Below are 25,637 nucleotides of genomic sequence, written 5' to 3' on the forward strand. Positions count from 1 at the left end.
CGGTCAGTCCCAGGCGACGGGCATCCGTTCCAGGCCGCCGATCACCACACTCGCTCGATGCGGCAACTCGCTCTCGGGAACGGCCAGCCGCAGCTTCGGGAACCGGGTGAAGAGGCCGGGAAAGGCGATCTTCAACTCGATCCGCGCGAGGTGCTGCCCGATGCACTGGTGGATGCCGTGCCCGAACGCGAGATGCCCGATCGCTCCCCGAGCCAGGTCGAGAACGTCCGGATCGGCATAGCGTGCCGGATCCCGGTTCGCCGACCCCAGTTCGACGAATACGGTGTCGCCCGCGCGCACGACGACGCCGTCGACCTCGACGTCCTCCAACGCGGTACGCGCCGTAGCGGGCGTCAAACTGATATATCGGAGTAACTCCTCGACGGCCGCACCGGGATCGGCGAGCATCGCCTCCACCCGAGCCGGCTCGCGAAGCAGTTCCAACGCGCCGAGCGACAACATGTTCGTGGTCGTGTCGAGCCCACCCCCGAGCAACGCCATGCCCATCGCCGCCATCTCGTCGTCGGTGAGCGGTGCCCCGCCCGCCTCCGAGTGGACCAGGTCGCTCAGCACGTCGTCCGTCGGCTCAGCACGCTTGGCCGCGACCATCTCCAGCATGAACTCCTGCAGCCTTCCGAACGCCGCGAACATCGCCTCGGCCTCGTCGGCCTCCGCGCCGCTCGCCCCGGTCAGCACCATCGCGTCCTGCTGGAACTCGGTTCGCCGCTCGTACGGAACGCCGAGCAACTCGCAGATCATCAGCCCCGGCACGGGCACCGCGAAGTGCTCGACCAGATCAGCGGGAGATCCCTGATCGGCCAGCGCGTCGAGATGCTCAGCCGTGATCACCTCGAGCCGCTCGGTGAGCAGCCGCATCCGCCGCACCGTGAACTGACCGGTCAGCCTGCTCCGGTACCTGGTGTGGTCCGGCGGGTCGTGATCGGTGAACGCACCGGGCGGCGACGGCGGCGCGTCCCCAGGGCTGCCCGGCCCGAAGGGGTTGTGCATCAGATCCGGCCGGATGCTGAACCGGTCGTCCGCGAGCACCGCGCGCACAGTCGCGTGATCGTGCGCCCGCCAGCCGACGTGCCCGTCCGGGTACGTCATCGGACTCAGTGGCATTGTCTCCCCCTTGCAACGAGGATCTTTCCTCTACCTGCAAGCTAAAAACGTTTGCGGACGAAGTCAAAAGACTCATTGCAATGGCTTGAAGCGCAAGGCACCATGGTGTCGTGCCTGGTAAGCGGCTAGACGAAGAAGAACGGCAGCTCATCGCCCAGTTCCTCTGGGACGGGCTGGGGTACTCCGAAATCGGGAGGCGGTTGCAAAGGCCTGCCTCCACGATCCAGCGCGAGGTGGCCCGCAACGGCGGCCACAACAGTTACCGGCCGGGCGCCGCGCACCGTGCGGCGAGCGAACGAGCCATGCGCCGGATGCCCGCTGTCGACGACCTCGACGTCGACGAGGAGGCGTACTCGTTCGACCGGAGTCCGGCGCAGGTGCAGGAGTTCCACCTGAGGCTGGTCGCGGTCTTCCGGCAGACCGGGCTCACGCGTACAGCGGCGCGGATCCTCGCGGAGATCTTCATGACCGACCGGGGCAGCCTGTCCGCGACGGAACTCGTGCTGCGGCTGTCGGTGAGCCCGGGAACGGTCTCGCGGTCGACCGCCTACCTGCAGGAACTGGACCTGCTGCACGCGGAACGCGACGGCAAGCGCATGCGCTACTTCCTGGGCGACGACCTCTGGTACCGGGCATGGCTGTCGAGCGCCCAGCGCAACTCGATCTGGGCGCAGACAGGACTGGATGGTGCCGAGATCTTCGGTCTCGGCACCCCGGTCGGAGCCCGCCTCAAGGACATGGGCCAGTTCTTCGCGTTCGTCGTGGTGGACATGGAAGCCACCAGGGACAAGTGGCTCGACTTCTTCGAGAAGAAGAAGCGGGCCCGCGGGGAAACTACGGGAGACGCCTGAGCACCGTCACGACCTTGCCGAGGATGGTGGCCTCGTCGCCGTTGATCGGCTGGTAGGCCGTGTTGTGCGGCATCAGCCACACGTGGCCGTCCTTGCGCTTGAACGTCTTCACGGTCGCCTCGCCGTCGATCATGGCGGCGACGATCTCGCCCTGGTCGGCGGTGGGCTGCTTGCGGATCACGACCCAGTCGCCGTCGGTGATCGCGGCGTCGATCATCGAGTCACCGACGACGCGCAGCAGGAACAGCTCGCCCTCGCCGACGATCTCGCGCGGCAGCGGGAACACGTCCTCGATCGACTCCTCGGCCAGGATCGGGCCACCGGCCGCGATCCGGCCGAGCATCGGCACGTACGCGGGCGTCGGCTTGGACATCGGGTCGAGGCCCGCGTCGATCTCGTTGGGCAGCATCCCGACCGCGCGCGGGCGGTTCGGGTCGCGGCGCAGGTAGCCCTTTCGCTCCAGCGCGCGCAGCTGGTACGCGACCGACGAGGTCGACGTCAGGCCCACGGCCTCACCGATTTCACGCACGCTCGGCGGGTAACCGAATCGGTCGACCCAATCGCGAATCACGTCGAGCACTTTGCGCTGACGCAAAGTCAGGCCGGCGTTTCCCGCGATCTCACTCACCGCTGCACCCACAAGAGCTGGGTCCGGCTCGATCGTCTTGCCTGCCACGGTCGCTGTCCTCCTCGCCGCCCCCAGTTCGAATGGGATTCCGGCCTCCGTCGATCTTCGTGGTCGACGGTAGTCGTGTTTGCTGCACAGATCAAACACCTGTTCGAGGTATTTGGGCGCGTGTTGTGGCGTCAGGGCGGCGGGTCTGGTAGAAATTCGCACGGACGTTCGATCGAACCCCTGTTCGATCATGGTGGCTGACCTGCGATGGAGGTCGTGATGGCGGTGCTCGTCGAGAAGCGGATGCGGGTAGTCGAAGACGCGGACGTCGCAGCGGGACGTCCACTCCGTTCGGGTCCTCGTGTCATGCCGCGCAGGCCGGCGACCAAGCCGCGTCCACTCGTGGTGCCCTCGTCGCGCGAGTCGAGCTCGTGTGAGGTCCGGCCGAAGCGCGAGTCGCTGTTCGAACTCATCGCGGTCGGTGTCCTGAGCGCACTGACGGTGGTCGCGCTCGGCGTGCTCTACCTACAGCAGGCGGGGGTCAGCCCGTAGGCCTGCCCCTACATCTTGTGTTTCGGTGCCCGCCGTGACGTGAACGCTCCGTCACCGGCGGGTTTTTTTGCGTAATCGCCGCTGATCGGCACAACGTTCCCCCGTTCGAGTGGTGTGTCGAGTTGCGTTGCCGTCCGCTGCGATCTAGGTTCAACCCCTACATCTAGTGGTTACACCGTCGTAAGTAGTCCACAGGTTGTGGGTAACCCGACCAGTGAGGCTGCTGGGATAGGTGCTGCGCTGAGAAGGGGGAAGTGGCGTGCGGTGTCCGTTCTGCCGTCATTCGGACTCACGGGTGGTCGACTCCCGTGAAGTCGACGAGGGACAGGTGATCCGTCGTCGCCGCTCCTGCAACAGCTGCAGCCGCAGGTTCACCACGGTCGAAGAAGCGGTTCTCGCCGTGGTCAAGCGCTCCGGGGTGACGGAGCCGTTCAGCCGCGACAAGGTGGTCGTCGGCGTGCGCAGGGCGTGTCAGGGCCGCCCGGTCGACGAGGACGCGTTCCAGCAACTCGCCCAGCGGGTGGAAGAGTCGATCCGGTCGACCGGATGCGCGGAAATCGCCAGTCACGAGGTGGGCCTCGCCATTCTCGGCCCCCTGCGTGAACTCGACGAGGTCGCTTATCTGCGCTTCGCGAGCGTGTATCGCTCCTTCTCGTCGGTAGAGGACTTCGAGAAGGAAATCCTTGATCTTCGTACTGCCCGCGCCGAGGACTCACCGGCCGAGCAGTGATCCGCGTGCGCCCAAGCGCGCGCAACCACCATCTTTCTAAGCACCAGTACGAGGGAGATCCACCGTGACCGAGACCGTCGGCGGCTCAGCCAAGAAGACAGCCGCACGGGCGGCTGCCAAGCCTGCCGCGCTGAAGATCCAGCGCGTCTACACCACCGAAGGCCGCCACCCCTATGACGAGGTCACGTGGGAGCGCCGCGACGTCGTCATGACGAACTGGCGCGACGGCTCGGTGAACTTCGAGCAGCGCGGTGTCGAGTTCCCCGAGTTCTGGTCGGTGAACGCCACGAACATCGTCACCAGCAAGTACTTCCGCGGTGCCGTCGGCAGTGAGAAGCGCGAGCAGTCGCTGCGTCAGCTGATCGACCGCGTCGTGAAGACCTATGTGGGCGCCGGCAAGGAACATGGCTACTTCGTGGGCGAGCAGGACGCCGAGATCTTCGAGCACGAGCTCACCTACATGCTTCTGCACCAGGTGTTCAGCTTCAACTCGCCGGTGTGGTTCAACGTCGGCACGACCTCGCCGCAGCAGGTCAGCGCGTGCTTCATCCTCGCGGTCGACGACACGATGGAGTCGATCCTCAACTGGTACCGCGAGGAGGGCCTGATCTTCAAGGGCGGCTCCGGTGCCGGCCTGAACCTCTCGCGCATCCGTTCGTCGAAGGAGCTGCTGTCCTCCGGCGGCACCGCCTCGGGCCCGGTGTCGTTCATGCGTGGCGCCGACGCGTCCGCGGGCACCATCAAGTCCGGTGGCGCCACCCGCCGCGCGGCCAAGATGGTCGTCCTCGACGTCGACCACCCGGACGTCGAGGAGTTCATCGAGACCAAGGCGAAGGAAGAGAACAAGATCCGCGCGCTGCGCGACGCCGGGTTCGACATGGACCTCGGCGGCGCGGACATCGTGTCGGTGCAGTACCAGAACGCGAACAACTCGATCCGCGTGTCGGACGAGTTCATGCACGCCTACGAGAGCGGCGGCGACTTCGGCCTGCGCGCGCGTCAGACCGGTGAGGTCATCGAGCGCGTCGACGCCAAGTCGCTGTTCGGCAAGCTCGCCCAGGCGGCGTGGGCCTGCGCCGACCCCGGCATCCAGTACGACGACACGATCAACGACTGGCACACCTGCCCCGAGTCGGGCCGCATCACCGCGTCCAACCCGTGTTCCGAGTACATGCACCTCGACAACTCGAGCTGCAACCTCGCGTCGCTGAACCTGATGAAGTTCCTCGGTGACGACGGCCGCTTCGACGCCGTCACGTTCGCCAAGGCCGTCGAGCTGATCATCACCGCGATGGACATCTCGATCTGCTTCGCGGACTTCCCGACCGAGCCGATCGCGGACACCACCCGCAAGTTCCGCCAGCTCGGCATCGGCTACGCCAACCTCGGCGCGCTGCTCATGGCCACCGGCCACGCGTACGACTCCGAGGGCGGCCGCGCGCTCGCCGCGACCATCACCTCGCTGATGACCGGTGTCTCGTACCGCCGTTCCGCTGAGCTCGCGGGCATGGTCGGCGCGTACGACGGCTACAAGCGCAACGCCACGGCCCACCAGCGCGTCATGCGCAAGCACGCCGCCGCCAACGATCTGATCCGCACCTACGGCGGAAACGACGCCGCCACGCACAAGGTCGCGACCGAGGCGTGGCAGCAGTCGCTGGAGATCGGCGCGAAGAACGGCTGGCGCAACGCCCAGGCGTCCGTGCTGGCCCCCACCGGCACCATCGGCCTGATGATGGACTGCGACACCACCGGTATCGAGCCGGACCTGGCCCTGGTCAAGTTCAAGAAGCTCGTTGGCGGCGGCTCGATGCAGATCGTCAACCAGACGGTGCCGCGCGCCCTGAAGTCGCTGGGCTACCAGGACGAGCAGATCGAGGCGATCGTCGAGTTCATCGGCGAGCACGGCCACGTCGTCGACGCTCCGGGCCTGCGCCGCGAGCACTACGAGGTCTTCGACTGCGCCATGGGCGAGCGTTCCATCGCGCCCATGGGCCACGTGCGGATGATGGCGGCCACGCAGCCGTTCCTGTCCGGTGCGATCTCCAAGACGGTCAACATGCCGGAGGCGGCGACCGTCGAGGAAGTCGAGGAGATCTACTACCAGGGCTGGAAGCTCGGCCTGAAGGCGCTCGCGATCTACCGCGACAACTGCAAGGTCGGCCAGCCGCTGTCCGCCGGCAAGGGCGCGAACAAGGGCGCCGAGGCCAAGACCGAGACGGTCGTCGAGTACCGCCCGGTCCGCAAGCGCCTGCCGAAGAAGCGCCCGTCGCAGACGGTGTCGTTCACGGTCGGTGGCGCCGAGGGCTACCTGCACGCCGGTTCCTACCCGGACAACGGCTTGGGCGAGATCTTCGTCAAGCTGGGCAAGCAGGGCTCCACGCTCGCCGGCGTGATGGACGCGTTCTCGATGTCCATCTCGGTGGGCCTGCAGTACGGCATCCCGCTGGAGTTCTACGTCTCGAAGTTCCAGAACCTGCGCTTCGAGCCGGCGGGCATGACCGACGACCCGGACGTGCGCATCGCGACGTCGGTGCTGGACTACCTGTTCCGCCGCCTGGCGCTGGACTACCTGTCCTACGACAAGCGCGCGCAGCTCGGCATCTTCACCGCCGACGAGCGTTCGGCGCAGGTGGCCGGTGAGTACGGCGCGCCTTCGTCCGATGTGGACCTCGAGGGTCTGCGCGGATCGGTGGAGGCCGCTCCGAAGCAGGTCGAGGCCGCAGTCGAGGCGCCGAGGCAGGTGGGCAGCTCGACCGAGCTGCTGGAGCTGCACCTGGGCAAGGCCGCGGACGCGCCACTGTGCATGACCTGCGGCACGAAGATGCGTCCGGCCGGCTCGTGCTACCTGTGCGAGGGCTGCGGCAGCACGTCCGGCTGCAGCTGACCCGCTGGTAGATCTGTACGGCGGACCGTCACGGCAACTCGATGCCGTGGCGGTCCGCCAGCTTCTTCTCGATCTCCGCGATCACACACGCGATCGTCGACGGGTTGAGCCGCCCCTCCCCGAAGTGAACGACGGTCTTCGCGAACTCGTCCGCCGCCAGCGCCCGGCACTCGGCGTCCAACGAGCGGTGGTCGACCGGCGCTTCCTTGAAACACTCCAGAGGCTTGCGGCCGAAGATGACCTCGAACTCCTCCCACCCGCGCAACGTCCAGTACGTCTCGTTGGCCGAGGAGGACGTCGCCCGCAGCCAGCGCCACAGGTACTGCGGGTCCTGGTGGCTCGGTGCCTCGCCGACGCACCGTCCGCACAGCAGCACTAGGTTGTCCGCGGCGCCGGTGCCGCCCATCGACGCGGGCACGACAGGGCATTGCTTCAGTGAGGACCTGTAACCGCAGCGCCAGCATCGTTCGTGAGCTGTGCTCCAGTCGATGACGAGCTCGACCTCGTGCTCGACCCAGTACGCGACGATCTGCCGGTTGCTGACGCTCATGTGAACCTTCCCCAGTTGTTGCCTCCCCTGTCGGTCATGAAGGCGATTCCGTTTCGCCCACCCGCAACTGATAGAACATCTCGCATTAAGGGGGAGAGATGCCTTCGTTCGACGACTTACGCCGGTACCTGCTCGGTCAGCTCAACGCGGCTGTCCGGCGTCCCGGCATGTACGGCGGTGAGGCGGTGATCCTCACCCTGCTCGACGCGCTGGCGTTCGCCGACGACCGCACGGATCGGTGGCAGATCGAGCTCGAGGCGTTGGTCAAGCGCGGCGCGGCGAACGCGGCGATGGTCAGCGGCGCGGTGCACGAGGCGCTCGGGCACCGCAGCGAGGACGTCATGGCGTCGGTGTACGCGGACCTCGCGCACCGGCAGGGCTGGCTGTCGCTCGACGCCGACAGCCGGATCCCCGGCGTGCTGGGGGAGCGGGACTGCCTGCTCGACGACGTGATCGCCGAGTACGGCGAGCCGCCGTTGTGGCTGGGCGGCACGAATCCCAAGTACTCGAAGACGCTCGGCTACCCGGACCGGTCGGGTGCGCTGGTGTTCTTCCACTTCATGCCGGAGATGCGGCTGATGGCCACGCGGCGTGGTGAAGGTGGCTTCCGCGACAGCTTCGTCTTCACGCCTGCCGGGCTGTCCCGATGAACTCCTCGATCAACGGCGTGTGCCGGTGCGCGGCCCACGTGGAACACCGTCCAAATCCAGGTGCCCAGGGCAGGCCGAACCGGTAAAATCGCAGGTGATGCGCATAGTTCTGCACACTCGTGCGCGCCTGGACCTCGCATACGCCTCGCTCGACGGGCTCTCCGTCGGCGACGCTCTGGGCGCTCAGTTCTTCATGGTCGGCCGCTCGTTGCCCGACCTCGTGGCCGGCAAGCCGCCACGGGGTCCGTGGGAGTGGACCGACGACACCGAAATGGCCTGCAACCTCGTCGCCGAGCTCCGTGACCACGGCGACGTCGACCGAACCCGGCTCGCGGCGACGTTCGCCGATCGGTGCGAGCCCAATCGCGGTTACGGCGCAGGGGCTTTCACCATCCTGCGCAAGATTCGCCAAGGCACGCCGTGGAAAGAGGCGGCCTCCAGCGCGTTCGACGGTCAAGGCTCGTGCGGCAACGGGGCGGCGATGCGGATCGCACCTCTGGGCGCGTACTTCGCCGACGACCCACGAACCGTTACGGCGCAAGCGATCCGGGCCAGCGAGGTGACGCACCAGCATCCTGAGGGCATCATGGGCGGCCTCGCGGTGGCACACGCGGCGGCCGTCGCGGCCAAAGCGCGGCTGACGGGCACACCGCCGCAAGATTTGCTCGGGACGGTGCTCGAGCACCTCGAGGACTCGTTCGTGCGCAAGGGGATCGACAAGGCGCGCAAGATCGGCAACGTCGAAGAGGCCGCGTACGTCCTCGGCAACGGCTCGCGGGTGACGGCGCAGGACACCGTGCCGTTCACCCTCTGGGTCGCTGCTCACCACCTCGACGACTACCGCGCCGCCATCACGGCGTGCGTGAGGGCGGGTGGTGACGCCGACACGACGGCCGCGATCGTCGGCGGCATCGTCGCGAGCGCGCCGGAGGAGTGGCGGCGTGAGCGCGAGCCCCTCCCGGACTGGGTTGAGCGCTCTGATCAGGAGATTTCATCCTGACGGCGTGATTTATTCATCACGTGTTGAGTTTTTGGCCGGATGCTCGTAGCCTCCTCTTCAGGCGGAACCTGGAGGGGTGACCATGACGCTCACCATCGGCTTCAAGTCCATCGACGGCACGATGCTCACCACCGTGGGCGGCAAGGCCGCGAACCTCGGCGAGCTCACCAGGGCCGGCTTCCCGGTGCCGCAGGGTTTCTGCGTCACCACCGACGCCTACCGCGCCGTCGCGCGGGCCGGCGAACTCGCGAGCACCACTCCGGAGAACGCCCGCAGGACGCTGCTGGAAACCGCTGTGCCGCAGGAGATCCGGGACGCGATCGTCGCCGAGTACCGCGAACTCGGCGACGGTGGCGGCCTCGGCGTCCCGGTCGCGGTGCGGTCCAGCGCGACGGCCGAGGACCTGCCGTTCGCGAGCTTCGCGGGCCAGCAGGACACGTTCCTCAACGTCGTCGGCGAGGACGAGGTCGTCGATGCCGTGCGCCGGTGCTGGGCGTCGCTGTGGACGGACCGCGCGGTCAGCTACCGCGACACCAACGGCATCGACCACACCGCGACCTACCTGGCCGTTGTCGTGCAACGGATGGTGCAGTCCGCGGTGTCCGGCGTGATGTTCACGGCGAACCCGGTCACCGGCACCCGCGACCAGATCGTCATCGACGCGAGCCCCGGTCTCGGCGAGGCCGTGGTGTCCGGCGCCGTCAACCCCGACCACTTCGTCGTCGACGGCAGTGAGATCGCCGAGAAACGACTGGGGGACAAGAAACTCGTCGTTCGCTCGCTGCCGGGAGGCGGCACCGAACACGTCGAGGTCGGCGAGAGCGGCGACCAGTGCCTCACCGACGGGCAGATCCACGGGCTCGCCGTCCTCGGCCGCAAGGTGCAGCGGCACTACGGCTCGCCGCAGGACATCGAGTGGGCGATCGACGACGACGGGGAGCTGCACCTCACCCAGGCGCGGCCGATCACGACGCTGTTCCCGTTGCCGGACAACCCGGACGGCAACGCGCACGCCTACTTCTGTTTCAGCCTCGCGCAGGGGCTCGAACGCCCGATCACGCCGATGGGGCGCGCGGCGTTCCGGGAGATATCCAAGTCCGCCTTGGAGATCGTGATCGGCGATCCGAAGAGTAAGTCCTACGTGGAGAACGGCGAGCGCATCTTCTTCGACGTCACCAAGGTGTTGCAGAGCAAGGTTGGTCGCGAGTTCGTCACGCGCCTGCTCGGTGTGATGGAGGCGCGCTCCTCCGAGGTGTTGCGCGGCCTGTTCGACGACCCCAGGTTCGCGATCAGGAACTCCTCGCCGACGCCCGCGTTGAAGCGCGTTCTCAGGCTGGCCCGCCGCTTCCACGTGCCCGTGACGGCGATGAAGGCGCTGGCGAACCCCGAAAAGGCCGTGCGCGACGCGTTGCGGTTGGAACGCGAGATCCTGGAGAAGTCCGCGACACTCTCGATCGAGCAGGCGCTGCAGCAGTGTGTCGTGCCGGTGCTGCCCCGCCTCGCGCCGACCGCGCTGGTCGGGTTCGCGATGCTCGGCCTGGTCGGCAAGATCGTGAGGACCGGGCCGGGGGAGTTGCAGACCGTGCTGCGCGGCCTGCCGAACAACATCACCACCGAGATGGACATGGCGATGTGGGATCTCGCGCAGGAGATCCGGCACGATCCCGTCGCGCTGCGGCAGTTCCAGAACGGCGAACGCCCGGCTGTGCTCGACCGCTTCCTCGCGCGGTGGGGCCACCGCGCCGTCGCCGAGATCGACCTGGGCCTGCCGCGGTGGTCCGACGACCCGGCGCACGTCATCGGCGTCATCAAGAACTTCCTGCGCCTGGAAGGAGACCAGGGCCACCCCGACGCGGTCTTCGCACGCGGTGCCGCCGAAGCCGATGCGATGATCGACACGCTCGCCCGCCGCGCCCGAGGCCGCGGCTGGTTCGTGCGCTTCGCGTTGCGCCGCACCAGGATGCTCGCCGGCCTGCGGGAGTACCCGAAGTACCTGATCATCACGTTGTTCGGCGCGTTGCGGAAGCGCGTCGCCGGCGTCGGTGCCGAACTCGTCGCGGCCGGTCAGCTGGACGTCGCGGACGACGTGTTCTTCCTGAACTTCGAGGAAATGCGCTCCCCGCAAGGAGATCTGCGTCCGATCGTGGCCGGGCGCCGCGAGGTCTACGGCCGCGAGATGCGACGCAGGCACATCCCGCGCGTGCTGCTGTCGGACGGCACGGAACCCGAAGCCGTGCACCACGGCGCCCCCGCGGAGGGCGACCTCGTCGGCACACCGGCGTCGGCGGGCATCATCACCGGCATCGCGCGCGTCGTCATGGACCCGGTCGGCGCGCACCTCGAACCGGGCGAGATTCTCGTGGCGCCGTCGACGGACCCTGGTTGGACGCCGCTGTTCCTGACGGCGGGCGGCCTCGTGATGGAGATGGGCGGCGCGAACTCGCACGGCGCGGTCGTGGCGCGGGAGTACGGCATTCCGGCGGTCGTGGGGGTGCGCGAGGCCGTGACGCGGATCAGGACCGGCGAGCGGATCACCGTGGACGGCAGCACGGGCGCAGTGACCACGCTGGAGTCGCCGGTTGAGCTCTCAGAGCGTGGGCCGGACGCGTAATGTCGGGTTCGTGGCTGAGTCCAAGGGTGAGCTGAACAAGGCCCAGCAGGGCATCGCCGACTACCTGCTGCGCGCCGGCGTCGACGGCTTCGGGCCGTTCAAGAGCGCCCGCGAGGCGGCGTCCGACGCCCTCGTCAAGAAGGGCGACGAGACCGACGCGATCAAGCACCTCGTCCGCACGCACGTGGCGCTGGCGGGCGCGCAGGGCTTCATCACGAACCTCGGCGGCCTGATCACGCTGCCGATCTCGCTGCCGTCCAACGTCGCGGCCACCTACGTCATCCAGACGCACCTCATCGCGTCCATCGCGTCGCTGCGAGGCCACGACGTGGACAGCGATGAGGTGCAGATGGCCATCCTGCTGTGCCTTCTCGGCAATGCCGGAACCGAGCTGTTCAAGAAAGTCGGCATCAAGCAGTTCACCAAGAAGGCAGCGTCGGCACTTATCACAAAATACGGTACAAAGAAAATCGGCACCGTCGTGGCGAAGGGCGTTCCGCTGCTGGGCGGCGTCATCGGCGGTGGCGTCGACGCCGCGTCCACCAGGGCGGTCGGCGCATTCGCGAATCGTTACTTCACTCACACGGACGCATTGCCGAAGTTCATCGACGGCGAGGTGCTGTCCGTCCAGATCGAGGAAGCGGACGGAACGACCGATCCGCGTTAGCTCAGCCGGTCCAGCGCGGAACTGAACGCGTCCGGCGGGATGAGCACACCGCCGCTGAACGGGTTCTGCAACTGGTAGATCGCGAACAGCAGCAGGACGAGCGTCGAGCTCAGCGTGATCGTGATCAGCAGCTGCGAGGTCAGGGTCGGCCCGCCGAACAGGTACGGGAACAGCAGCGAGAGACCGGTGCCGATCAGCAGCGCGAGCCACACGACCGGGTTGACCCCGTTGTCCGCCGCGTCCAGCCTTTCCTGCCTGGCCTGGTAGACCTCCCACAACTGGTTCGCCGCCTCGGCCTTGCGGTCCTCCTGCCAGCCGCCGTCGGGCGCCGCCGTCGAGATCGTTTCCCTGAGCTGGTTCAACGTGGTCCAGCCCTGGTTGCCGACCTCTTCGCCCTCACGCATGCGGGCCCATTCGTCGTCGACGACGGTCGACACGTAGTCGCGGATCAGCTGGTCGACCTTCGACTTCGCGGGCTCGGGCAGGGAGTCCGACGACCAGGTGACGGCGACCAGCGCGTTGGCCTCCTTCTGCACCTGTTCCTCGGCGCCGTTCGCCGAGTCGAACAGGGAGATGAGGATGAACGCGGCGAGAACCGCGTGCAGGCCGGCGACGATGCTGAACACCGACCCGCCCGCGCCGAGGTTTTTCTCGTTCACTTCCGCCGAGCCGAACCGGCGGGTGATGACGACGAGAACGGCGGAGATGGCGGCGGCACCGAGAACCCAGAGCGTGCCGCTGAGGTAAATGCTCAATTCGGCTCCTTTCTGGTGTGGGATTAGACCACGGTCTACTGTGACCGGTACAGCAAGGTCTGGTTAACGAGTAATGGTCAGGTGGGAATGCTCGGCAACAGCACAAATACCCGGTTGTCGTATTGGGTTACTCCATACCGGTGGCGGCGGGATTCGCTCGCGTTGAGCGCGGTCTCGTCGCTGTTGGTGCTTTCCACGCCGTTCACCAGCGCCGTTGCTCAAACCGCGCCGCCGAACTGTGACGCTTATCAAGTACGTTCATCCCATCGTGGAGACTTCTCGACGTTCACCAAAGTGGACGCGTCATCCGGTGGAGTGGCGGAAGTGGCCCGCCTGGACTACGCGGTGAACGCACTGGGGTACTCGTCGGCGCTGGGCCGTCTGGTTGGACTTACGTCCAAGGGCCACCGCTGGTGGAAAAACCCGTCGCACGTCGTGCTGATCGACACCAAGGGAGTGGTCAACGACCTCGGACCCGTTGACGCACACTGGTTCCGCACCGACGACGTGTCGGCGGGCGCGGTCGTCGGCACCACGTTCTATGTGCGCGACCACGCCCGGCTGCACGCCATCGACATCGACCCGGAGAGCCCGTCGTATCTCAAGATCGTGCGCACCGTGGTGCTGGACTGGCCCGCCCTGACGCTCGACGACTTCGCCGTCGATCCGTCGAGCGGGAAGCTGACCGGGGTGTCGGCCGCGGGCTGGGGGCCGGGTGAGGTCGTGTCGTTCGACCCGGCGACCGGGCGGGTGCTGAGCAAGGCGGAGATCGCCAACCTGCCCGGCAGGTCCACGTACGGCGCCGTGCTGATCGACGCTGCCGGCACGGTCTACGCCATCAACAACGGCTACAAGGGCCACAGCCGCGTCTACCGCGTCACGGGCACTACGGCCACCGAACTCTCGACTGGCCCGCAGATGGGCATGATCGACGCGGCGGGCTGCCTGCCGAACCCGATGCCGCCGCGCGTCGAACCTCCCGCACCCCGCCCCGAGGTGCCGCCGCCCCCGCCGCCGCCCGCTCCTCTCGCGCCGACCCCGGCTCCGGCGCCCGCACCGGTCGTGCCGCCGCCTTCGCCCACCACGGCCACGCCGCCGCCCGTTCCGCCGCAGCAACCCGTGCCGGTGCGTGCCGCACGTCAGAGGCCCGAGCCCCGCAAGGATCTTCCGCTCGACCCTGAGACCACGCCGATGACCAAGTCCCGCAAGTGGGCGATGGTCACCGTCATCCTCGTGATGCTCGGCGCCGGCGCGGCCGCCGCACGGACCCGGGGTTAGAACTCGGCTTAATTCGGTTGGCACCAGGCGGCAGCGTCGCTAACGTTGCGGACATGCTCTTCATCTGATGAAGCCCCGCAGCGCTCTCGACGCTGCCCCTTCGCGACCTCGTCGTCGCGCGCGTCTCCGGTGACCCATGCGCGGGTCCATCTCTCACGGCCGTCTTTCGCCGTGCCCTTTGCACGCCCTCTTCGCGAGGAGGCTTTCGCATGCCTGACACCACCCAACCCCAGCCCGAGCCGGGCAACCGTGCTGCGCGACGTGCGCAGAAGCGGGGCAAGCAGGACCAGAACTCGCATTTCCAGCTGCCGCAGCAGCGTGTGCCGATGGTCCATCCGCGCCAGTTCGCGACCCGTCGCCGCGGAGGATCCGCGTAGCCGACGCCGAACCGGGCGCGACACCAGCAGAGGACGTGGCCGAACGGTCACGTCCTCTGCTCCCTTCGTGGGCTTGGCCTCCCGTTCTGTCCGAATCCGATCTAGCCTGAGTTGCTACCGGACCGACAGGATCGGAGGCGCCAGGTGAGGATCGCTGACGTTTTGCGGACCAAGGGATCGGCGGTCGCGACAATCGACCCGGACGTACCGGTGTCCGAACTGCTCAGAGCGCTCGCCGAACACAACATCGGCGCGATCGTCGTCGTCGGTTCTTCCGGCGTGGCGGGGATCGTGTCGGAGCGCGACGTGGTGCGCCGGCTGCACGAGGTCGGTGTCAGCCTGCTGTCTTCACCCGTGTCGGCGATCATGACCGCCGACGTCTTCACCTGTTCGCCGTCGGACACGGTGGACAGCCTCACGGTCGTGATGACCGAGCGGCGCTTCCGCCACGTACCCGTGCTGTCCGACGGGCAACTGGTCGGGATCGTCAGCATCGGCGACGTGGTGAAGAGCCGGATCGGACAGCTCGAGCAATCGCAGGACCAGCTGCAGGCCTACATCGCCCAAGGCTGACCGGCGGCGGACACGGAACCCCTCAGTACGCTGGATCGGGTGAAACCTTCTCCTGACCGGCCCGAACTCCTCCCGGAACTGGTGGAGGTCGCACCAGGGGTCCACGCCTACATCCAGCCCGACGGGTCCTGGATGATCAACAACACCGGCGTCGTCGTCGGCTCGGACGACACGCTGCTGCTCGTGGACACCACGTCCACCGAGGCACGCAATCGCGCGTTGCTCGCCTCGGTGACGTCGGTGTGTCCCGCAGCCCCGAGCTACGTGATCAACACCCACCACCACGGTGACCACACCTTCGGCAACTGGCTCGTGCCGCCCTCGACCGTGATCGTCGGCCACGAGGCATGCCGCGAAGAGGTGCTCGCCGCCGGCCTGCTCGCCGCGCAGGTCCTGACCGGCCCGGACTACGGCCACATCGAGGTCCGCCCGCCGTCGCTCACCTACAGCACCTCGCTGACGCTGCACCTGGGCACGCGCGTGGTCGAACTGCACCACCCCGGACCGGCGCACACCCGCGGCGACACCGTCGCGTGGCTCCCGGCCGAGCGCGTCCTGTTCACCGGCGACCTGGTCTTCGCGGGCGGCCAGCCGTTCCTCGCCGAGGGCAGCATCCACGGCTACCTGTCAGCACTCGAGTTCCTGCGTTCGTTCGACGCCGACGTGGTCGTCCCCGGCCACGGTCCGCTACTGCGGGGTCCCGAGATCGCTCGTGTTCTCGACGACCTGGTCGCCTACACGACCTACCTCTCGGAACTGGCCACGTCCGGCCACGCCTCCGGCAAGACCCCGATGGAAGCCGTCCGGGAGGCGGGAGAGTCGCGCTTCTCGTCGTGGCAGGAGTCCGAACGCCTGGTCGGCAACCTCCACCGTGCCTACCACGAGCTCGACGGCAAGCCGCTCTCCGAACGCCTCGAACTGCCTCGCGTGTGGATGGACATGATGGAGCTGCACGGCGGCCCCATCGCCTGCCACGCCTGACGCCAACCAATATATTGCGGCTCATGGCTGTCGACGACGCACCTCGGCCGCGTGGCCAGAACCCGCTACCTGCTGCTTCACGACCTCAAGGCCTATAAGTTCGAATCATGCTGCACGACGTCGCCGACGCCACGCACCGATATATTAGTTTGCTCGCCGCTGACCAGCGCGAACACGCGATTCGTGCGGTCACCGACGACGACCTGAGGCACCGCTGGGCGTATACGCCCGGTACACGCCCCGGACTCGCGCTAGGTGAGCTTCAGCGAAACCAGCGCAAGGCCGTGCACGGCATGCTTGCGACCGTGCTCAGCCCACACGCTTATGCGCAGGCAGCAGCGGTGATGGCATTGGAAGACGTGCTCGACGACCGCGAAGGCGGGACCCGCGATCGGCACAACGGCGACTTCTGGACGGTGCTCTTCGGCACGCCCGGCGGCGACGACCCGTGGGGTTGGCGCGTCGAAGGACACCACCTGTCGGTGAACGTCGTCGTCGCCGACGGCCGCGTCTCGGCGACACCGTTCTTCCTGGGCGCGAACCCGGCCCGCGTCACCTACCGCGGCCGTGTCGTAGGTCAGCCACTGCGACTGGAAGAGGAACTCGCCCGCGAACTCCTGGACCGGATGGGCCCGACCGCCCGCCGCCTGGCCGTCGTCTCGGACACCGCTCCCGACGACATCCGCAGCGGCAACTCGCCGCGAATCAACCCGTCCGAACCGATCGGCGTGACGCCGGCCCAACTCGGCAAACCCGCTGCGGAGCTGCTCGTCGACATCGTCCGCTTCTACCTCGACCGGCTCTCCTACGAACTGGCCGACGAGGAGTTCGCCCGGATCGACCCGGAGCGCCTGCACTTCTCGTGGGAAGGCTCGCTACGCCGAGGCGAAGGCCACTACTACCGCGTCCAGGGTCCGGACCTGCTCATCGAGTACGACAACACGGCCAACGAGGCCAACCACGTCCACACGGTCTGGCGTCGCCATTCAGGTGACTTCGGCGACGACCTGCTCGCCGCCCACTACGACGAGTCACGGCACACTGTCGTCCGTGGAGTGGCCCAGAACGGTTGACGACGCTGTCGCGATGCAAGAACGCCTGCGCAGCCAGGTGATCACCACAAGTGCCCCTGACCTGCGCATAGACACCGTCGCAGGCTTGGACGTCGGCTACCGTAGCAATGACTCGGTTGCGGGCGTCTGCGTGGTGTTCGATGCAAAGACGCTGGTCGTCCTCGACGAGGTGGTGGTCGAGGACACGACGGACTTTCCCTACATCGCCGGGCTGTTCGCGTTCCGCGAGATGCCAGTCCTGCTGCGAGCCCTCGATCAGGTGACCGTCGCGCCCGACCTGTTGGTCGCGGACGGTCAGGGCCTCGCGCATCCCCGCCGGTTCGGTCTGGCGTGCCATCTCGGTGTGCACACGGGCATCCCGAGCATCGGTGTCGCGAAGAACCCGATGGGCACGTTCGAGCAGCCCGGCCACGCCCGCGGGTCGATGAGCGACCTTGTCATGGACGGTGACGACGGCGACGAGGTCGTCGGCAGGGCCCTGCGCACGCAGGACGGCGTGAAGCCAGTCTTCGTGTCGGTCGGCCACAAGATCGACTTGGACCGTGCGTGCGCCGAAGTGCTGCGTCTGGCCCCGCGCTACCGGCTGCCCGAGACGACCCGCCGCGCCGACACGCTCACTCGGCAGGTTGCTTCGTCGGGGTGAAGCTCAGCAGCACGAGCAGGATCGCGCCGCAGACCAGCGCGATGTCCGCGACGTTGCCGACGAACCAGCCGTTGTAGTCGAGGAAGTCGACGACGTGCCCGCGCGCGAAGCCCGGCGGCCGGAACAGCCGGTCGAGCAGGTGTGTCGTCGCACCGCCCAGCATCAACGCGAGCGCGGACGCCCGCAGCCTCGTCTGCGGCTGCATGCCGTACCGCGCGAGCAGTACGACCGCGACGGCCGCGACGATGGTGAAGATCCACGTCGACCCCGCGCCGATCGAGAACGCGGCACCGGGGTTGTAGAGGAGCCTGAGCTGCAGGAACTCCCCGAGCACGGGAATGGGCGCGCGGCCGGTCAGCGCGCTCTCGGCCCAGAACTTCGTGGCCTGGTCCAGCAGCAGCACGGGCACGGCGATGCCCATGACGAGCGGCACGCGGCGAGAGGTGGTGGTGTCCATTTGCGGACGAGCGTAGTTAAGAACACCACCACTCGGCATCAGACCCTCGTCACTTCGTGAAACGCTTCGACGTCGTCAACGTCGATCGCCGCGTGAAACTCCTCGTCCAGCGTCGCTGATCGCTCGTCCGTGTCGTAGTCGACGCAGATGCGCCACCGTTCGTCCGTGCGTCGCGAATATGTGTGGAAGCGGCCATAGAACGTGCGCCCGTCGCCATCCATGATCACCGAGCTGCCTCGGTCAGCGAGCTCGCCGAACCACTTCTCCGTCTGGCCCGCGAACTCGGCGAACCCGAGCACCTGCTTCGCCGGGCCGCGCGCGGATCAGCTCCGGCGAGTGCAGGCCCAGGAAAGCCGGTGCATCCAGCCGCGCGAAGGCGTGCCGGAACGGGTGCCAGACATCGCCGTTGAGCTGCCACAGCAGGTTGGTGTCCACGACCTCAGCACGTAGCGCGGAAGACTCCGGACAGGAGCGGATGCGCGTCGACGATCTTGCGGGCGATGCTCACGGAGTCGACGAGCGGATGCAGCGCCAACGCTTTCACCGCATGTGCGCGCTCACCGCTGATGGCGGCCTTGATGGTGGCGCGTTCGACGACCTTGAGCGCGGTCACGAGTCCGACGCCCTCGTCCGGCACCTGGCTGACCGAGACGGGCCGCGCGCCGTTCGCGTCGACAAGGCTCGGCACCTCGATGATGGCGTCCGCGTCCAGACACGCCAACGTCGTCTTGTTGGGCACGTTGAGGATCAAGGTGGCTCGATTGTCGGACGCGATGGCGTGCATCAGGTCGAGGGCGACCCGCTCGTAACCTCCGCCGTCGAGGTCGTCGCTGTCGCGCTCGTCCTCGCGGGTCTCGGCCATGTACGTCTGCTCGCGTTCGAGACGGGTCTGCTCCCAGCTCTTCCACGAAGGAGCCGAGTAGAACCGCTTCTGCTGTTCCAGGAGGAACGCCCCGCGCGACACGCCGGACTCCACTGCCTCACGTGTGAAGTAGTAGTAGTGCAGGTACTCGTTCGGAATGGCACCCAACGCCCGCAGCCACTCCGAGCCGAAGAGCTTGCCCTCCTCGAACGACTCGAGCCGCTCGGTGTCCGCGAGCAGATCCGGCAGCACGTCCCGCCCGTGCACGTGGACACCCCGCAGCCAGCCGAGATGATTGAGGCCGGCGTAGTCGAGCCACGCGTCCGCGAGATCGGCGCCGACCGCCCGCACGACCCGCTTGCCGAGGCCGACGGGTGAGTCGCAGATGCCGATGACGCGACTGCCGAGGTGTGCCGCCATCGCCTCGGTGACCATGCCGGCGGGATTCGTGAAGTTGATGACCCATGCGTCCGGCGCGTGCACGGATATACGGCGCGCGATGTCGAGCGCGACGGGCACGGTACGCAGACCGTATGCAACGCCGCCTGCGCCGACTGTCTCCTGCCCGAGCACACCGCAGCCCGCCGCGACGCTCTCGTCGGCCGCGCGCCCGTCGAGCCCACCGACGCGGATGGCGGAGAACACGAAGTCCGCCCCGCGCAACGCCTCGTCGAGGTCGGTCGACGCCGTCACGGTCGGCGCATCCGATATATCAGTCGCGAGTTCGGCGAGAACGCCTCCGATCGCGGACAACCGGGCAGCGTCAAGATCGTGCAGCACGACCTCCGTCACGCGACCGGGCGAGCGATCGGCGAGCAACGCGCGATAGACGAGCGGCACGCGGAAGCCGCCCCCGCCCAGGATGACCAGCTTCATGCCTTCACCACATCCATTCAGGCCTCTTCCGCAGTGGTGGCCGCTTCGCTGAAGCCTACATTTCCAGATGCGGTCGACGACGAATTACCGGACGTTCGGCAGTCGAACCGCTGGCGGGCGGATGTAGAGCCTGTGACCACTGGTCGAGCCCGCTGACCAGGCCGATCGCCTTTGTCGCGGGCTCTCGCAAAGGGTGCCGCGCACGACTGAAGTGTGATATAAAGAATGGCTTTGGATTTACGGAATGAATTTTCCGTGGCGATAGAAAGATTGTATCACAGGGGGCAAGGTGTTGGCGAGCGAACAGGCACGAATCACCTCTCTGTATGAAAGGCTCGACAAAGAACGGAACAAAGCGGCCGCCGACCTTGCGGCCGCGCTGCGGGACGCCGTCACCCCGCGACTGGACCGCGAGGCCGCCGTCGAGGTGCTGACCAGGGAAGTGGGGAAGTACCGCGCGGCGGAGGCAGGGCTGTGCTTCGGCCGCATCGACTCGGAGAAGGGCGACTGCACCTACATCGGACGAGTCGGGCTGTTCGACGACGACTTCGAACCGTTGCTGCTGGACTGGCGAGCGCCCGCGGCGCGTCCGTTCTACACGGCGACCGCCGCGAACCCGGAAGGTGTCGTACTGCGGCGGCACTTCCGTGTTCGTGACCGGGAGCTGTGCGACTTCCACGACGACGAACTGCTGACCGACGCGACCGCACTGCTCGACGCCCTCAACGCGCCGCGGACCGCGACGATGCGCGACATCGTCTCGACCATCCAGGCCGAGCAGGACGAGATCATCCGCTACTCGGGCCCCAGCGTGCTGGTGATCGAAGGTGGTCCGGGCACGGGCAAGACCGCCGTGGCCCTGCATCGAGTGGCATACCTGCTGTATACGCGCCGTGAACGCCTGTCGCGCCACGGAGTGCTGATCGTCGGCCCGAACACCGGCTTCCTCCACTACGTCGGCGACGTCCTGCCGTCGCTGGGGGAGACCGACGTCGTGTTCGCGACACCCGGCGAGCTGTATCCCGGCATCGTCACCGACGTCGAGGACACCCCGGCGTTGCAACGGCTGAAAGGCGATATATCAGTTCTGGATCTGCTGGCCGTCGCCGTCGCCGACCGGCAGGAACTTCCCGACGAGCCCATCGAGATCGAGCTGGAGGACGTCGTCGTCCCGCTCGACGCGCACGTCGCCGCCGTCGCGCGGGAGAAGACGCGCTATTACGGGCTGCCGCACAACGCCGCGCGCAAGTACTTCTTCCTCGCGCTCGCCGAGGAACTCGTCGCGCCGGCGATGCGGCTGATCGGCGTCGACTGGCCGGAGATCGAGGAGGACGTCCGCCACGAACTCCGCCGCAGCCCCGCGTTGCGCGCCGCCGTCGACAGGCTGTGGCCGCTGCTCACACCGGAACAGTTGCTCGCCGACCTGTACGGCGGCCGCTGCTTCCGGATCGGCGCACCGGAACTGCACCGGCCCGATGCCGGAGCGTGGACGGTCTCCGACGTGCCGTTGCTGGACGAGCTCGCCGACCTGCTCGGGTCCGACGGAGCCGCGGAGCGCGCGGCGAGGAGAGAAGAGGAGGAACAGCTCGAGTACGCGCGCGGCGTCATGGACGTCCTGTCGATCGACAGGCGCGCGGACTCCGACGAGTACATCGTCACGGACTTCGTCAACGCCGAGATGCTGGCCGCCCGGCACGAGGTCCGCGACCAGCGCACCCTCGCCGAACGCGCCGCCGACGACCGCACGTGGACCTTTGGTCACCTCGTCGTGGACGAGGCACAGGAACTGTCCGCGATGGACTGGCGTGTGCTCCTGCGCCGGTGCCCGAACAGGTCCATGACCGTCGTCGGAGACCTGGCCCAGCGCCAGGCCGCGGGCGGCGTCCGAAGCTGGGGATCGGTGTTCGACCGCTTCACCTACCGCAGGCTGGAGGTCAACTACCGCACCCCCGGCGAGATCATGGCCATCGCCACCCCGGTCCTGAAGCTCGTCGACCCCGACGCTTCGGCGCCGGTGTCGGTGCGCAAGGCCGGAGTACGGCCGTGGGCCCGCCGCGTAACTGATATATCGGCGGCCGTACGCGACGAACTCGACGCGCACGCCGATGCGTGCAACGAACGCACGATCGCCGTCATCGGCGAAGGCTGGATGCCGCCACGAGCGGCGAAGGGCCTGGAGTTCGACGTCGTCCTCGTCGTCGAACCTCAACGCATGTCGCCCAGCGAGCTGTACGTGGCGCTGACGAGGGCGACGCAACGGCTCGGCGTCCTGCACACCGAGCCGTTGCCACGTCACCTACGAGGTCTCCTCTGAGACCCATGTGAGGTAGTCGTCGTTGCCCCCGACCACGGGGGTGACGACGACCTCTGGCACCTCGTAGTTGTGATTCGCCTTGATGTGCGCGACCAGTTCGTCCACGCGGATGGCAGACGTCTTCACGACGCACTGCCATTCGTCGTCGACGCGCACCTCGCCGTCCCACCGGTAGACGCTGCGGATCGGCACGATCTGCACGCACGCGCCAAGCCGCGCCTCGACGATGCCTCTCGCCAGGGCCTCGGCAGCCCCGGCGGAGTCGACCGTCGTCGTCACCACGCTCGCATCGTTCACAGGGCGTTGATCTCCTTCAGCAGCAGGTCCTTCAGTTCGGCGGGCGCGTACGACGCCCGCACGCCCGCCCGTGCGAGGCCGGCGAGTTCGTCGCGGCCGAACCCGAACCGCTCGTGGCACAGCAGGTACTCGCGGTCGAGATCAGTGTGGAACATGCCGGGGTCGTCGGTGCTGATCGCCACCGGCACGCCGGCCTCCACGAGCCGCGGCAACGGATGCTGGTCCAGCGACATCACCGCACCCGTGCGGATGTTCGACGTCGGGCACACCTCCACCACGACGCCCTCGTCGGCGAGATGCCGCACCAGGTCCGGGTCCTGCACCGCGCTGACGCCGTGCCCGATTCGTTCGGCACGCAGGTCGCGCAGCGCGGCCCAGATCTCGCTGGGCGGCGTCGTCTCACCGGCGTGCGGCACCATGTGCAGCCCGGCGTCGCGTGCCATCGCGAACGCCTCGCGGAACTTCGTCCTCGGCGAGTCCGACTCGAATCCGCCCAGCCCGAACCCGACCAGCCCCTCCGGCTGGTACTCGGTCGCGAACCGAGCGCTCGTCATGCCCCAGTCACCGTCCCAGGTGCCGGGAACGTCGAAGATCCACTGCAGCGTCACACCGTGCACGGCGAGCGCCTCGTCGCGGCCTGCCTTCAACGCCTCGACGAGTTCGTCGGGTGCGATCCCCGCCCGCAGGTGGCTGGTCGCGCTGATCGTCAGCTCTGCGTATCGGATATTGGTTCGTGCGGCGTCACGCGCGTATCCAACGATGAGCGTGCGGACGTCCTCGCCGGTGGTGACGAGGTCGTTGACAATGCCGTACACGGTGATGAAGTGGCGGAAGTCCCTGAACTCGTAGAACTTCCGCAAAGCGGCCTCGCCGGTCGGTACTCGCCCGCCTGGGTGGTTGCGCGCGAGCGCGAGAACGGTGTCGACGGAGGCCGCGCCCACGAGGTGGACGTGCAGTTCGGCCTTCGGCAACGCGTGGACGAAGTCGGAAATGTGCACGGTCCATGCTCTCAGGTCAAGGGCCGTTCGACGGGTGACATGTCTTGCAGTCAAAGGAGAGGGTGCAGGGCGATCCCTGTCTCTGGCTTCCGCATTGGGGGTGCCTCGTGAGGGGCGCACGAAGAGTTGCACTGCTGACAGCGGTGCTGGTTCTGCCATTCCTGCCCACGACGGCCCAAGCCGCCGAAGGGCCGGTGTTCAAGGACGGCGAGGCGCAACCCGTCTTCGATCCGAAGGACGTGGTCAAGGAGAGCCTCTGGGTCCGGGCGCCGGTCGACAGCGACCGCGACGGCAAGGACGACGAGGTCTACACCGAGGTCGTCCGGCCACGCGCCACCGAACGCGGTCTCAAGGTCCCCGTCGTCTACATGGTCAGCCCGTACTTCTCCGGCGGTAACGACGTTGCCAACCACAACGTCGACGTCGAGTTGTACGTGCCGGACAAGCGCAACGGCCGTTTGCTCAAGGCCTCCTCCGACGAACGCATCACCGCCGCCCTCGGCCCGAACCCGATCACGTCGGGTCGTTACGAGGCCTACTTCATCGCACGTGGATACGCCGTCGTCTACGCCGAGTCGCTCGGCACCGGCAAGTCGACGGGCTGCCCGACGACGGGCGACGTCAACGAAACGATCGGTGCGCGTGTCGTCGTCGACTGGCTCAACGGCCGTGCGACCGCACGCACCGCCACGGGCGAATCCATCAAGGCGACCTGGTCGACCGGCAAGACCGGAATGATGGGTGTTTCCTACAACGGAACGCTGCCCAACGCCGTCGCCTCGACCGGTGTGCGCGGCCTCGAAGCCATCGTGCCGATCGCCGCGATCTCCAGTTGGTACGACTACTACCGCGCGGACGGCGCCGTCGTCGCACCCGGCACGTACCAGGGCGAGGACGCCGACGTGCTCGCCGAGTACGTCTACACGCGCGCGGACCGGGAGATCTGTAAGCCGATCATCGCCGAGATTGCGAAGGACCAGGACCGCGTCACCGGCGACTACAGCCGGTTCTGGGACGAGCGCAATTACATGAACGACGTCCACAAGGTCCGCGCGGCAGTGCTGGCGGTGCACGGGCTCAACGACTGGAACGTCAAGATGACGCACGTCGAGCAGTGGTACTCGGCGTTGAAGAAAGTCGGTGCGCCGCACAAGATCTGGCTGCACCAGTCCGGGCACACGGACGCCGACACGCTGCGTTCGGTCGAGTGGCGGCGCACGCTGAACCGCTGGTTCACCCAGTACCTGTGGGGTCACCGCAACGGCGTCGACAAGGAGCCGAAGGCGACGCTGCAGCGCGAGGACAAGACGTGGGTCGACGAGAAGGACTGGCCGGCTCCCGGCACGTCCGACGTGCGGCTGAGGCTGTCCGCGGGCGGGTCCGCCAAGGGTGGCCTCGGAGTCCTGCCGGGCCGCGGTGTCGAGAAGCTGACCGACGACGCGACGAAGACTGCTGAGTCGTTGATCGACCTGGCGACCTCGCCGAACCGTCTCTCCTACACGTCGGAGCCGGCGAAGAAGCCGGTGCGGTTGTCGGGCAAGTCGACGGCGAACCTGCGGGTCGCGTTCGACCGGCCGGCAGCGAACGTGACGACGCTGCTCGTCGACCGTGCGCCGGATGGCAGATCGCACGTCATCACGCGTGGTTCGACCGACCCGCAGAACCGGGAACGGCCGGACAAGACGTCGCCGATCAAGCCCGGCAAGTTCTACGACGTCGAGGTGCCGATCGTGCCGGACGACTACGTCCTGCAGGCCGGTCACCGGCTCGAGTTCGTCCTGATCTCCAGCGACTACGACTACACGCTGCGCCCGCAGCCGGGTGCCGGCCTGTCGCTGGACCTCACCCGGACGTCGGTGGAACTGCCGGTCGTCGGCGGCTGGCGCTCCGTTTTCCAGTCGTTCTGACGTGTCGCCG

At 67.5% G+C, this 25,637-nt stretch carries 25 protein-coding genes; 16 read left to right on the forward strand and 9 right to left on the reverse strand.

The window, feature by feature from the left end:
- Positions 1-3: 3 nt before the first annotated feature.
- The gene (locus IG04_RS0101700) at positions 4-1,122 is read right to left on the reverse strand and encodes a cytochrome P450 (protein ID WP_245816386.1); all 1,119 of its coding nucleotides are present in this window, start codon (positions 1,120-1,122) and stop codon (positions 4-6) included.
- A gap of 110 nt (positions 1,123-1,232) precedes the next feature.
- Between IG04_RS0101700 and IG04_RS0101705 the strand changes: the two genes are divergently transcribed.
- Entirely contained in the window at positions 1,233-1,973 is a 741-nt protein-coding gene (locus IG04_RS0101705) for a GbsR/MarR family transcriptional regulator (protein ID WP_030474700.1), read from the forward strand.
- On the opposite strand, the gene lexA is transcribed toward IG04_RS0101705, so the two are convergent.
- Complete coding sequence (lexA, locus tag IG04_RS0101710) at positions 1,957-2,634, reverse strand: transcriptional repressor LexA (RefSeq protein ID WP_051768689.1); 678 nt, start codon at positions 2,632-2,634, stop codon at positions 1,957-1,959. The two genes, IG04_RS0101705 and lexA, sit on opposite strands and share 17 nt — an antisense overlap.
- 222 nt (positions 2,635-2,856) lie before the next feature.
- On the opposite strand from lexA, the gene IG04_RS0101715 reads away from it, so the two are divergent.
- From IG04_RS0101715 to IG04_RS0101725, 3 genes are all read left to right on the forward strand, one after another.
- A complete protein-coding gene (locus IG04_RS0101715; protein ID WP_030474702.1) occupies positions 2,857-3,141 on the forward strand; it encodes a hypothetical protein in 285 nt (94 codons plus the stop codon).
- Positions 3,142-3,400: 259 nt separating this feature from the next.
- Positions 3,401-3,871: a transcriptional regulator NrdR gene (gene nrdR, locus IG04_RS0101720; RefSeq protein WP_030474703.1), complete on the forward strand. Its 471-nt coding sequence runs from the start codon at positions 3,401-3,403 to the stop codon at positions 3,869-3,871.
- A gap of 64 nt (positions 3,872-3,935) precedes the next feature.
- The gene (locus IG04_RS0101725) at positions 3,936-6,758 is read left to right on the forward strand and encodes a vitamin B12-dependent ribonucleotide reductase (RefSeq protein WP_030474704.1); all 2,823 of its coding nucleotides are present in this window, start codon (positions 3,936-3,938) and stop codon (positions 6,756-6,758) included.
- Between the two features lie 28 nt (positions 6,759-6,786).
- Here IG04_RS0101725 and IG04_RS0101730 read toward each other — a convergent pair whose 3' ends face one another.
- The gene (locus IG04_RS0101730) at positions 6,787-7,308 is read right to left on the reverse strand and encodes an HNH endonuclease (RefSeq protein ID WP_036013220.1); all 522 of its coding nucleotides are present in this window, start codon (positions 7,306-7,308) and stop codon (positions 6,787-6,789) included.
- Positions 7,309-7,406: 98 nt separating this feature from the next.
- Between IG04_RS0101730 and IG04_RS0101735 the strand changes: the two genes are divergently transcribed.
- From IG04_RS0101735 to IG04_RS0101750, 4 genes are all read left to right on the forward strand, one after another.
- Positions 7,407-7,958, forward strand: coding sequence for a hypothetical protein (locus tag IG04_RS0101735; protein ID WP_030474706.1), 552 nt, complete (start codon positions 7,407-7,409; stop codon positions 7,956-7,958).
- A gap of 97 nt (positions 7,959-8,055) precedes the next feature.
- Positions 8,056-8,958 (forward strand): ADP-ribosylglycohydrolase family protein, encoded by a 903-nt coding sequence (locus tag IG04_RS0101740; protein ID WP_030474707.1) that lies wholly within the window; start codon positions 8,056-8,058, stop codon positions 8,956-8,958.
- 82 nt (positions 8,959-9,040) lie between these two features.
- A complete protein-coding gene (locus IG04_RS0101745) occupies positions 9,041-11,569 on the forward strand; it encodes a PEP/pyruvate-binding domain-containing protein (RefSeq protein ID WP_030474708.1) in 2,529 nt (842 codons plus the stop codon).
- 10 nt (positions 11,570-11,579) lie between these two features.
- Positions 11,580-12,236, forward strand: a complete 657-nt coding sequence (locus IG04_RS0101750) for an EcsC family protein (protein ID WP_051768691.1) — start codon at positions 11,580-11,582, stop codon at positions 12,234-12,236.
- On the opposite strand, the gene IG04_RS0101755 is transcribed toward IG04_RS0101750, so the two are convergent.
- Positions 12,233-12,991: a bestrophin-like domain gene (locus tag IG04_RS0101755; protein ID WP_030474710.1), complete on the reverse strand. Its 759-nt coding sequence runs from the start codon at positions 12,989-12,991 to the stop codon at positions 12,233-12,235. The genes IG04_RS0101750 and IG04_RS0101755 overlap by 4 nt on opposite strands.
- A gap of 294 nt (positions 12,992-13,285) precedes the next feature.
- Between IG04_RS0101755 and IG04_RS47585 the strand changes: the two genes are divergently transcribed.
- The 6 genes from IG04_RS47585 (at position 13,286) to IG04_RS0101785 (ending at position 17,916) form a co-directional block, all read left to right on the forward strand.
- On the forward strand, positions 13,286-14,269 hold the full coding sequence (locus tag IG04_RS47585) for a DUF6923 family protein (RefSeq protein WP_144065478.1): 984 nt from the start codon (positions 13,286-13,288) through the stop codon (positions 14,267-14,269).
- Positions 14,270-14,478: 209 nt separating this feature from the next.
- The gene (locus IG04_RS46185; RefSeq protein WP_157512845.1) at positions 14,479-14,646 is read left to right on the forward strand and encodes a hypothetical protein; all 168 of its coding nucleotides are present in this window, start codon (positions 14,479-14,481) and stop codon (positions 14,644-14,646) included.
- A 144-nt stretch (positions 14,647-14,790) separates the two neighbouring features.
- Positions 14,791-15,219, forward strand: coding sequence for a CBS domain-containing protein (locus tag IG04_RS0101770; protein WP_030474712.1), 429 nt, complete (start codon positions 14,791-14,793; stop codon positions 15,217-15,219).
- Between the two features lie 39 nt (positions 15,220-15,258).
- Positions 15,259-16,200: an MBL fold metallo-hydrolase gene (locus tag IG04_RS0101775; protein ID WP_051768647.1), complete on the forward strand. Its 942-nt coding sequence runs from the start codon at positions 15,259-15,261 to the stop codon at positions 16,198-16,200.
- Between the two features lie 107 nt (positions 16,201-16,307).
- A complete protein-coding gene (locus tag IG04_RS0101780) occupies positions 16,308-17,273 on the forward strand; it encodes a DUF3500 domain-containing protein (protein WP_030474714.1) in 966 nt (321 codons plus the stop codon).
- A 13-nt stretch (positions 17,274-17,286) separates the two neighbouring features.
- The gene (locus IG04_RS0101785; RefSeq protein WP_051768649.1) at positions 17,287-17,916 is read left to right on the forward strand and encodes an endonuclease V; all 630 of its coding nucleotides are present in this window, start codon (positions 17,287-17,289) and stop codon (positions 17,914-17,916) included.
- On the opposite strand, the gene lspA is transcribed toward IG04_RS0101785, so the two are convergent.
- The 3 genes from lspA to IG04_RS0101800 form a co-directional block, all read right to left on the reverse strand.
- Entirely contained in the window at positions 17,888-18,373 is a 486-nt protein-coding gene (gene lspA, locus IG04_RS0101790) for a signal peptidase II (RefSeq protein ID WP_030474716.1), read from the reverse strand. The genes IG04_RS0101785 and lspA overlap by 29 nt on opposite strands.
- A gap of 38 nt (positions 18,374-18,411) precedes the next feature.
- Positions 18,412-18,672 carry a hypothetical protein gene (locus tag IG04_RS0101795; protein ID WP_030474717.1) on the reverse strand — a complete coding sequence of 87 codons (261 nt, stop codon included), beginning with the start codon at positions 18,670-18,672 and terminating at the stop codon, positions 18,412-18,414.
- A gap of 140 nt (positions 18,673-18,812) precedes the next feature.
- A complete protein-coding gene (locus IG04_RS0101800) occupies positions 18,813-20,111 on the reverse strand; it encodes a 6-phospho-beta-glucosidase (RefSeq protein WP_030474718.1) in 1,299 nt (432 codons plus the stop codon).
- A gap of 289 nt (positions 20,112-20,400) precedes the next feature.
- On the opposite strand from IG04_RS0101800, the gene IG04_RS0101805 reads away from it, so the two are divergent.
- A complete protein-coding gene (locus IG04_RS0101805) occupies positions 20,401-22,425 on the forward strand; it encodes a helicase domain-containing protein (protein ID WP_276326635.1) in 2,025 nt (674 codons plus the stop codon).
- Here IG04_RS0101805 and cutA read toward each other — a convergent pair.
- Together cutA and add are read right to left on the reverse strand one after the other, a co-directional pair.
- Entirely contained in the window at positions 22,408-22,722 is a 315-nt protein-coding gene (cutA, locus tag IG04_RS0101810; protein ID WP_245816384.1) for a divalent-cation tolerance protein CutA, read from the reverse strand. The genes IG04_RS0101805 and cutA overlap by 18 nt on opposite strands.
- Positions 22,719-23,720: an adenosine deaminase gene (gene add, locus IG04_RS0101815; protein WP_030474721.1), complete on the reverse strand. Its 1,002-nt coding sequence runs from the start codon at positions 23,718-23,720 to the stop codon at positions 22,719-22,721. The genes cutA and add overlap by 4 nt, the downstream gene beginning before the upstream one ends.
- A 107-nt stretch (positions 23,721-23,827) precedes the next feature.
- On the opposite strand from add, the gene IG04_RS0101820 reads away from it, so the two are divergent.
- Complete coding sequence (locus IG04_RS0101820) at positions 23,828-25,627, forward strand: Xaa-Pro dipeptidyl-peptidase (RefSeq protein ID WP_030474722.1); 1,800 nt, start codon at positions 23,828-23,830, stop codon at positions 25,625-25,627.
- The last annotated feature ends 10 nt before the right edge of the window (positions 25,628-25,637 follow it).

This window comes from Lentzea albidocapillata (genome assembly GCF_000719115.1).
GTDB classification, from domain to species: domain Bacteria; phylum Actinomycetota; class Actinomycetes; order Mycobacteriales; family Pseudonocardiaceae; genus Lentzea; species Lentzea albidocapillata.

Excerpts from the sequence above, each read along its gene's own strand:
- IG04_RS0101700 (WP_245816386.1), bottom strand. The coding sequence starts at position 1,122 with ATGCCACTGAGTCCGATGACGTACCCGGACGGGCACGTCGGCTGGCGG.
- IG04_RS0101715 (WP_030474702.1), top strand. The coding sequence starts at position 2,857 with ATGGAGGTCGTGATGGCGGTGCTCGTCGAGAAGCGGATGCGGGTAGTC.
- IG04_RS0101730 (WP_036013220.1), bottom strand. The coding sequence starts at position 7,308 with ATGAGCGTCAGCAACCGGCAGATCGTCGCGTACTGGGTCGAGCACGAG.
- IG04_RS0101735 (WP_030474706.1), top strand. The coding sequence starts at position 7,407 with ATGCCTTCGTTCGACGACTTACGCCGGTACCTGCTCGGTCAGCTCAAC.
- IG04_RS0101740 (WP_030474707.1), top strand. The coding sequence starts at position 8,056 with ATGCGCATAGTTCTGCACACTCGTGCGCGCCTGGACCTCGCATACGCC.
- IG04_RS0101745 (WP_030474708.1), top strand. The coding sequence starts at position 9,041 with ATGACGCTCACCATCGGCTTCAAGTCCATCGACGGCACGATGCTCACC.
- IG04_RS46185 (WP_157512845.1), top strand. The coding sequence starts at position 14,479 with ATGCCTGACACCACCCAACCCCAGCCCGAGCCGGGCAACCGTGCTGCG.
- IG04_RS0101780 (WP_030474714.1), top strand. The coding sequence starts at position 16,308 with ATGCTGCACGACGTCGCCGACGCCACGCACCGATATATTAGTTTGCTC.
- IG04_RS0101785 (WP_051768649.1), top strand. The coding sequence starts at position 17,287 with ATGCAAGAACGCCTGCGCAGCCAGGTGATCACCACAAGTGCCCCTGAC.
- lspA (WP_030474716.1), bottom strand. The coding sequence starts at position 18,373 with ATGGACACCACCACCTCTCGCCGCGTGCCGCTCGTCATGGGCATCGCC.
- IG04_RS0101800 (WP_030474718.1), bottom strand. The coding sequence starts at position 20,111 with ATGAAGCTGGTCATCCTGGGCGGGGGCGGCTTCCGCGTGCCGCTCGTC.